The 7,580-nt window shown below is 57.7% G+C and carries 8 protein-coding genes; 3 read left to right on the top strand and 5 right to left on the bottom strand.

The annotated features are described in order from the left end of the window. Window positions 1-91: 91 nt before the first annotated feature. Window positions 92-337 carry a hypothetical protein gene (locus AC1Q8Q_RS18290; RefSeq protein ID WP_151141892.1) on the top strand — a complete coding sequence of 82 codons (246 nt, stop codon included), beginning with the start codon at window positions 92-94 and terminating at the stop codon, window positions 335-337. 431 nt (window positions 338-768) lie between these two features. Here the strand turns inward: AC1Q8Q_RS18290 and AC1Q8Q_RS18285 are convergent, their stop codons facing one another. Together AC1Q8Q_RS18285 and AC1Q8Q_RS18280 are read right to left on the bottom strand one after the other, a co-directional pair. Continuing rightward, window positions 769-1,923: an NnrS family protein gene (locus tag AC1Q8Q_RS18285; RefSeq protein ID WP_168758008.1), complete on the bottom strand. Its 1,155-nt coding sequence runs from the start codon at window positions 1,921-1,923 to the stop codon at window positions 769-771. Beyond that, window positions 1,923-2,171: a hypothetical protein gene (locus tag AC1Q8Q_RS18280; protein WP_020796303.1), complete on the bottom strand. Its 249-nt coding sequence runs from the start codon at window positions 2,169-2,171 to the stop codon at window positions 1,923-1,925. Before AC1Q8Q_RS18280 ends, AC1Q8Q_RS18285 begins: the two co-directional genes overlap by 1 nt. A 264-nt stretch (window positions 2,172-2,435) precedes the next feature. Between AC1Q8Q_RS18280 and AC1Q8Q_RS18275 the strand changes: the two genes are divergently transcribed. Then, a complete protein-coding gene (locus AC1Q8Q_RS18275; RefSeq protein ID WP_020796304.1) occupies window positions 2,436-2,939 on the top strand; it encodes a VOC family protein in 504 nt (167 codons plus the stop codon). A 33-nt stretch (window positions 2,940-2,972) separates the two neighbouring features. Then, window positions 2,973-3,806, top strand: coding sequence for an AraC family transcriptional regulator (locus AC1Q8Q_RS18270; protein WP_020796305.1), 834 nt, complete (start codon window positions 2,973-2,975; stop codon window positions 3,804-3,806). Between the two features lie 90 nt (window positions 3,807-3,896). On the opposite strand, the gene AC1Q8Q_RS18265 is transcribed toward AC1Q8Q_RS18270, so the two are convergent. The 3 genes from AC1Q8Q_RS18265 to AC1Q8Q_RS18255 form a co-directional block, all read right to left on the bottom strand. After that, a complete protein-coding gene (locus AC1Q8Q_RS18265; RefSeq protein WP_492599211.1) occupies window positions 3,897-5,186 on the bottom strand; it encodes a gamma-glutamyl-gamma-aminobutyrate hydrolase family protein in 1,290 nt (429 codons plus the stop codon). A gap of 294 nt (window positions 5,187-5,480) precedes the next feature. Then, window positions 5,481-6,077 carry a LysE family translocator gene (locus tag AC1Q8Q_RS18260; protein WP_020796307.1) on the bottom strand — a complete coding sequence of 199 codons (597 nt, stop codon included), beginning with the start codon at window positions 6,075-6,077 and terminating at the stop codon, window positions 5,481-5,483. An 89-nt stretch (window positions 6,078-6,166) separates the two neighbouring features. Then, window positions 6,167-7,498: an aminotransferase-like domain-containing protein gene (locus tag AC1Q8Q_RS18255; RefSeq protein WP_492615326.1), complete on the bottom strand. Its 1,332-nt coding sequence runs from the start codon at window positions 7,496-7,498 to the stop codon at window positions 6,167-6,169. Between the last annotated feature and the right edge of the window lie 82 nt (window positions 7,499-7,580).

Raw genomic sequence — 7,580 nt, 5'->3', positions numbered from 1 at the left:
ACGGGGCGCTCGCGATCAACAGCAAAGCGAGGCGGCCTTAAAGCCGACCTGACTGTTACGGGTGAACCTGGATCCCCATGTAGGAGCGAGCATGTCGAATCGTCGCACCGTCGCGATGGTCGTCAACGATAACGCCGGGCACCTGGTAGCCCGCAGTGCTCTCAGGTTTTTCGCGAGCATGCTCGCTCCTACAGAAGGTATGCGTATGGCTTCCGGTCAGGTCGGCTTTAAGGCCGCCTCGTTTTTGATGGTGATCTGGCTTTTGATGTTCTTGCCCCCTCGAGAGGCCGAGTGGAGGTTCTGCGCAGTGGGTAAACCGGCATGGATGCCGGTTTAGCCGCGCTGGGCCAAGGATGGCCCATCGCGGCGACCCACGGAGCAGGACCGGAGCGAGGCACCGAACGCCAGGGGCAAGAGCCCTTGGTTACTTGGGGCTTTTCCAAGTGACTCGCTGTAAGAGCGAAACCATAAGTGGTCGTTACCGCAGAAATGGATATGTACTCAGTCAAAATTCCCCATTGGCCGTCAGGACGCCTTCGCCGGCAAGCCTGGCTCCTACAGTAAAAGCGAAACCATAAGTGATCGTTACCGCAGCAATGGATATGTACTCAGTCACAAATCCCCATTGGCCGCCAGGACGCCTTCACCGGCAAGCCTGGCTCCTACAGTAAAAGCGAAACCCTAGGTGGCCGTTACCGCAGGAACGGATATGTACACCTGAAAGACAATTATCGTCTGCCAGGACGCCTTCACCAGCAAGCCTGACTCCTACGCCCTCGGGCTGAACAAAATACCTGTGTAACGCCACAGAAACAGCACAAACGCCACACACCAAAGCAATGCCGACACCCCCAATCCCCACCCGGCGAACGGCACCAGCAACACCCGTGACAAAGCCGCCAACAGCACCAGGGCAAACCCCGCAACGATTGCTTTCGAGGGTAGCAGCGGCCGACCGGTATGCCCCAGGCTAACCCGCGCAATCATCGCCAGAATCAACCCGCCAATACCGCCCACCGCCAACGAATGCGTGGCCAGACTCTGTTGCGGCATCAGGCCGAGATGCCACAGCGCCATGGCAAACACCGCCACTACCAGCCAGGCATAAGACAGGTACAGCGACCACAATAGCGGCACACGCCACATACCCCGGTCATGCCAACGCCACAGGCGCAACAGATGCAGACTGCCCATCAATAAAAACAACGCCGCCAGCCAAAACCTGGGCACGTCATTCAAACCGATGGCAAACGTCACCGCCGCCAACAACCCGCTCACCATCAGCACCTTGGTGGGTAATGGATTGGCTGCAGGCGTCGCCGGACGGTTCAAGCCGCGTTGAATGAAGAACGGAATTACCCGCCCGCCAATCACGCTCATCAGTGCGCCTACCAGCCATAAGGCCGCTAATACACCACGTCGCTGCAAACCTGTGTCATCAGTCCAGAGCCCCCACAGTGTCATGAGCTGACAACCGGCCAGCAAGGTGATCAGCAGCAGAATCGGATAGTTCTCACGCTTGCCAGCAGCCACCAGGTCTCGTCCCAGCACCCAGGCCAACAACGGCAAGAAAGGCAGTTGCGAAAGCAGCACCCCTGCAGGAGAAATCGGCAGTAACCAGGCCAGTCGCCCCAGCAACCAGATCAGCACCAGCCCGATCAGTGGCCAACCGTTGAGCCCGGGGCGGCCGGTCCAGTTCGGCACCGCCGTCAGCAGAAAACCGGCAATGATCGCCACGGCGAACCCGAACGGCATCTCGTGCCGATGCCAGGCGAGCATGCCTCCTACCGGTTGCGCTTCGGGCAAACGCCCGTACAGCCACAGGGCCCAGATGGCCACCGCCACTGCGGCAAACGCGGCACCCGCGAGAAAGAACGGTCTAAAACCAAGGCTGAAGACGGGAGCAGCGGACAGTTTACGCATCAGGCCAGCGCCACGAACTGAGGTTTGCTCAACCGGTGTTGGGCCAGCAGGCGCATGACGTAGCCGATTTTCAGCAGGGTCGGTCCGACGATGGTCATGGCATGCAACGACACCAGTGCAACGATCGACAGATGGCCAGCATGGAGGTAAGCGCCGTAGATGCCGGCCAGTAACATCGCCAGGCCAACGCCCAACACACGGCTGGATAGGTGCAGGACATTCTGAGCATTGCTGAAGACATGGAACATTTCCGTACTCCTGTAGCAGTTCAGTTGTACGTTGGACTTATCAAGTCGCGTGCCACCCAATTAACCCATGAAAATCAGGGCCCTGAGAACGTACTGGTCACAACGACTCGCTAAAGGCGTAGTCAGCATGACTCAGGTCGCAGTCATATTGACAACATTCTGTAGAAAATCCTTACACACTCGGCGATCTACGGCACGACCAGGCCGCCCCAGGCTAGCTACGCTGATAATCCAGCCTGCAAAAACCTGCCAAGGAGACCCGCCATGCTACATGTGCAAAAACTCACCCCTTGCCTGTGGTTCGATGGTCAGGCCGAAGAGGCCGCCAAGTTCTACTGTGCGATCTTCGATCATTCGAAAATAACCGCCATCACTCACTACGGCGAGGCTGGAAAAGAGTTCCACGGCCGGGAAGTCGGTTCGGTCATGACGGTCAGCTTCGAACTCGACGGGCAAACCTTCACCGGTCTCAACGGTGGCCCGAACTTCACTTTCAACGAAGCGATCTCGTTCCAGGTCAACTGCCAGACCCAGGAAGAAGTCGACCACTTCTGGGGACGCCTGTCTGCCGGTGGGCCGGTCGAAGCACAGCAATGCGGCTGGCTCAAGGACAAATTCGGCGTGTCCTGGCAGATCGTGCCGGTCGCGATGATGGAAATGATCAAGGATCCCGACACGGTAAAATCCCAGCGCGCGATGCTGGCCATGATGCACATGAAAAAACTCGATATCGCCGAACTGAAACGAGCCTTTGAAGGCGAGAGCTAATACACTCAGGCGCTGATCTGCCAAGGATTGATCATGAAGCCCGCAAAGACCAGGGACACCGACAAGGCACCGCGCTTTTGGCGCGATGATGCCCTGCCCTTCATCGAAGCCCGCTCCATCGCCGACGGACGCGAGGTCTGTTACACCCGGCATGCCCACGAGCACTTTTCCATCGGTGCGATCACCGCCGGGCGCAGTACCTATGTCCATGAGCAATCGAACTTCGAGGTCTGCGCCGGGACCGTCGTGCTGATGAACCCCGGTGATGTCCATGCCTGCAATCCAATCGATGACCAGCCCTGGTCGTACCTGATGCTGTACGTCGACACCCCGTGGCTCACCGATTTACAGCATCAACTCGGGTTCGGCAACGATCTGGCGTTTCGCCGGTTCGCGGCCACCCACACCGCGGACCGTGCTTTGTTCGTTGGATTGCAGGCGTTGCATCAGGTGCTGGTCGATGCCCAGCAAGACGTGTTGGGTAAACACAGCGCGGCCGTGGAATTTTTCACCGAGGTGCAACTACGCCTGAACCCGGCCGAACAACCGCTGCACGAGCCCAATTTCAAGCTCGAACGCGCCGCCGACTTCATCCGCGAGCACTGCACGCAAATGCTCAAGCTCGAAGATATCTGCGAAGCGGCGCAGTTGTCGCCCTCCTACCTGATCCGCGCGTTCAAGCAGCATTACGGCATGACGCCCCACGCCTTCCTGGTCAACCGGCGTATCCAGTTTGCCCAGGATCAACTGCGCAATGGCAAGCTGATCGCCGACGTGGCGCTGGAAGCGGGGTTTGCCGACCAAGCGCATTTCCAGCGGGCGTTCAAGCAGCATCTGGCGGCGACACCGGGGCAGTATCGGGGGTGAACACGAGCAGTTGCACAACGAGCCGCCTGCTCCGATTACCTGATGGCATATTGGTGAATACACTCGATATTCCCAGCCAATCCGCACCGTTTAATCGCGATCATACTTCAGCTGGCGCTCTTTAATCTCTTGATTAACTTCCTGACGCCCTCGATATGCCGCTGCACTTTGTCCAAATGCCTTGAATAGATTATCCGATTGCGCGACAGTTCTTTCATGATTGCGTAAATAGGCATCGTACTCTTTCGGAGATTGAAGCCCCATCACTTCTTGAGAAATCGGATCTCGACCACTCATTCCAGGAAGATACGCCTCTGGATGCCACTGCACACCCATTACTGGCGCGCCATGGCGGGTTTCGAATGCTTCGACTTTACCTTCCGAAGTTGCAGTTATAATCAATTCACTTGGGGTTGTCGGCAACTTTGATTGATTCTGCAGTTCGCGTAAACCTGGCGCTGGGGTTGGGGTTGGAGTCTCGAGTGCGCTGGCCAAGGTGCCATCCTCGTTCGCCTTCACGCTAGCCCAGTGGGTAGTGTTCACCCACCCCAATTTGTCATCTCGCATAGCAGAAGGCTGCCCGTTATATCCATGCTCGTCTTTTTTCGGCATCGTACCGCTTAGGTTTGTATGCGAAAGCGTTATGTCGACGTCGTGACCCACATTCATGGTATCAGCACCTGGGCTGTAGTGTTTTTTAAGCTCGCTGCCACCAAATGTCTCTGTGCAGCCCCCATATGCTTCGGCCAAACGCCACGCTCCGGCGCAGATAGCCAATACCGGTTTCCCATGCAACCGCGCCTCTGCAATACTTCGGTGCTCGAACTGCGCACGACTATCCAGTTCGTTGCGCTTCGATTTATGTTTGCTATTTTGGCTCGGTATGTTAATGGCTTCCCCCTGCTGACTATGCACTGCCGATGGGGCGCCCGGGATGAACAGCCCATGCACTTCACTTAGTCCGCTATTGTGTTCATGCGCTGGCTGTTGAAAAGCCTCCTGTCGGCGTTGAATGACCTCCTTACTTTTCTGCGCATCCTCTTTATTGTTTCGAGTAAAATTGATGTTGGAAAGGCTCTTGGGCAAGGTGATCGGTTCACCGATCATGGGATTCAACTGACTCATCGTACGGACCGGAGGTTTATCGTACAAAGCATGCCCAGCACCAAAGTTATCTGGCCGGTAAATGATACCGATATGGACGTCACCACTTGCAGATCCCTTTGAAAACTGCACTGAAGAATTTGAAGCTTTAATGACCTGTGCAGCGAGCCTGTCTATTGGCTGAGAATGTTGCGGGAGGCTCGCTGATGAACTTTCAATCCTATCGCCGGTGTTCGAAATACTTGCTGAGATTTGCCGCGGGGTAATTAACGTCATTCATTTTTCCTTTTATGATTGGACATTTCCCGAGGCATTGAGAAGTGGCTCCGGTCGCATGAACGACGACGGTCGACCGCGCCACAATCGCCACAAAAAATTCGACCGGCGCAGGATGCCAAACAGCCCTTGGCTGATGATTGCAAATTTCGCTCATCATGAGTCGTTGTCACGAAATACCGAAGCGGGGGCCCTCAGGGCCTGAAGCTTTCCTGAAGTCACGTTTCTGTGCACCACCTTGAAATGGGTCGGGCAGCTCTCACGGAGTAACCCTGCACACCACAAAATGGCGTGTCAGTGCATCTCTGGCAACACCAAGTACACCGCACTCACCGCCAACAACAACGCCATCAACCGATTGAACACGCGCATGCCCGTCGGGTTGTCCAGGTAGCCACGCAAGAACGTCCCGGCGTAGGCCCAGCATCCGACCGACACGTAGCAAATCACCAGGTACACCGCAGCAAACTGCCACACCAGGTGGGCCTCGCCATCGGCGACGAACGCGCCCATGCCGGCCACGCAGGCCAGCCAGGCTTTCGGGTTGAGCCATTGCATGACCGCGCCATAGAGCATCGATGGCGCGCGGCCACTGTCCTTGGCCTCCAGCTGGCCGTTGTCGGCGGCCAGTCTGAACGCCATGTACAGAAGGAACGCTACCCCGGCCCATTGCACCACTTGCGTCATTGCCGGCCACCATTGCAGTAGCTCATGCAAACCCAACCCCATCAGGACCAGCAGCAGCACAAACCCCAGCGTCGCTCCGGCCACATGCCGCTGACTGGCGCGAAAACCGAAGCGCGCGCCCGAACCCAGCGCCACGATATTCACCGGCCCCGGCGTTATTGAAGCGGCCAATGCAAACGCCGCCATGGACATGATCAAACTCATCGCACACCTGCTCAGTCAATTGAACCAGGCGTCAAGATAGAGAGCCTGATGGTGCGCGTATTGAACAAAACTGCCCAAGGATGTGCCCGTCATGAGTAATAGCTGACCACCCTCTTCACCGTCACCAATGCCTGGCTTAGCGCGTCCATGTCCACCGAGCCCAGCGCCAGGCGTAGCGCATGCGGAACATGCTGGGTAATCGCAAAGGGTTCGGCGGGCGACACCGACACCTGCTCGCGCATCAGCGCCATGGCGATCTGATCGGCCCTGGCGTCTTCGGCCAAGGGCAACCAGATAAAGTACGAGGACGGATGGCTGATGATCCGCAGCCCCCTCAGCACCTCAAGAGCCAAGGCTTGGCGGGCCTGTGCGTCCGCGCGTTTTTGCGCCTCGAGCCGGCTGACAGTGCCGTCCTCTAGCCAGGCCGCGGCAATGGCGGTCATCACCCCGGGGGTGTTCCAGGTGGTCGCCATGATAGTGCGCTCAAACCCGGCAACCCATTGCGCCGGCGCGGCGACAATACCAACGCGCAAGCCGGTGGCGACATTCTTGGATAAGCCACTGACATACACGGTTCTTTCCGGTGCCATTTCCGCCAGCGGTGGCGGTGCGTTTTCGGCCAGGAAAGCGTAGGCCGCATCCTCAATGATCGTCAGGTCATACCGGCGTGCAATAGCCACCAGATGCTGGCGCTGATCAGCGTCCATTACCCAACCCAGCGGATTGTGCAGGGTCGGCATCGAATACACCGCTCGCACCGATCGAGTGCGGCAAAGTTTATCCAGGGCCGGCAGATCAGGTCCGTTGTCCGTTACGGGAATGGGCAGGACTTCGAGATGCAGTGTTTCCGCCAGCGTCTTGAAGCCCGGATAGGTCAAGGCATCCGCAACAATCACATCGCCAGGCTTGAGCAGGCTCATCAGTACCACTGCCAGGCCGTGCTGGGCGCCACTGACGATGAGCACCTGTTCGGCTGGCACGTTCAGGCCACGCTCGCCCAGATGTCGGGCGAACGCAGCCCGCTCATGCAGACGCCCGGCGTGAGGCTGGTAACGCAGGAGGGACTCCAGGTCACCGGACAACGCGAGCTGACGCAGGGCGTTGCGCAACAGGTCAGCCTGACCCGGCAAAGACGGATAGTTGAAGTTGAGGTCGATCATCCCCGCCGCGACCACCGATTGCGAAATGCCCTGGCCCGGCGGCAGTGAAGTCTCCCGGACAAAAGTCCCACGTCCGGTTTCACCACTGACCAGGCCCATGCTCTCAAGCTCGGCATACACCCGGCTCGCGGTGACCAACGCCAAACCGTGCTCAGTGGCCAATTGCCGGTGGGTCGGCAAGCGTGTACCCGGAGGCAAACGCCCCGAGCGGATGTCAGCGGCAAAGGCGTCAACCAGCGTTTTGTAGCGGGATCGAGGCATGTGCAAATGTATCCATGACAATTTTTTGATTGTATCGATAGTCAGCCATAGGATGGTTTCGTGCAATCAAACAATGAGCGTG

The organism is Pseudomonas sp. GW823-FHT06B06, assembly GCF_058795195.1.
Note: the sequence above shows the minus strand (reverse complement) of the source record. Positions and strands in the feature narration are given on the sequence as shown.

Coding starts and splice junctions, on each gene's coding strand:
- AC1Q8Q_RS18290 (WP_151141892.1), top strand. CDS start 92: ATGTCGAATCGTCGCACCGTCGCGATGGTCGTCAACGATAACGCCGGG.
- AC1Q8Q_RS18285 (WP_168758008.1), bottom strand. CDS start 1,923: ATGCGTAAACTGTCCGCTGCTCCCGTCTTCAGCCTTGGTTTTAGACCG.
- AC1Q8Q_RS18280 (WP_020796303.1), bottom strand. CDS start 2,171: ATGTTCCATGTCTTCAGCAATGCTCAGAATGTCCTGCACCTATCCAGC.
- AC1Q8Q_RS18275 (WP_020796304.1), top strand. CDS start 2,436: ATGCTACATGTGCAAAAACTCACCCCTTGCCTGTGGTTCGATGGTCAG.
- AC1Q8Q_RS18270 (WP_020796305.1), top strand. CDS start 2,973: ATGAAGCCCGCAAAGACCAGGGACACCGACAAGGCACCGCGCTTTTGG.
- AC1Q8Q_RS18265 (WP_492599211.1), bottom strand. CDS start 5,186: ATGACGTTAATTACCCCGCGGCAAATCTCAGCAAGTATTTCGAACACC.
- AC1Q8Q_RS18260 (WP_020796307.1), bottom strand. CDS start 6,077: ATGAGTTTGATCATGTCCATGGCGGCGTTTGCATTGGCCGCTTCAATA.
- AC1Q8Q_RS18255 (WP_492615326.1), bottom strand. CDS start 7,498: ATGCCTCGATCCCGCTACAAAACGCTGGTTGACGCCTTTGCCGCTGAC.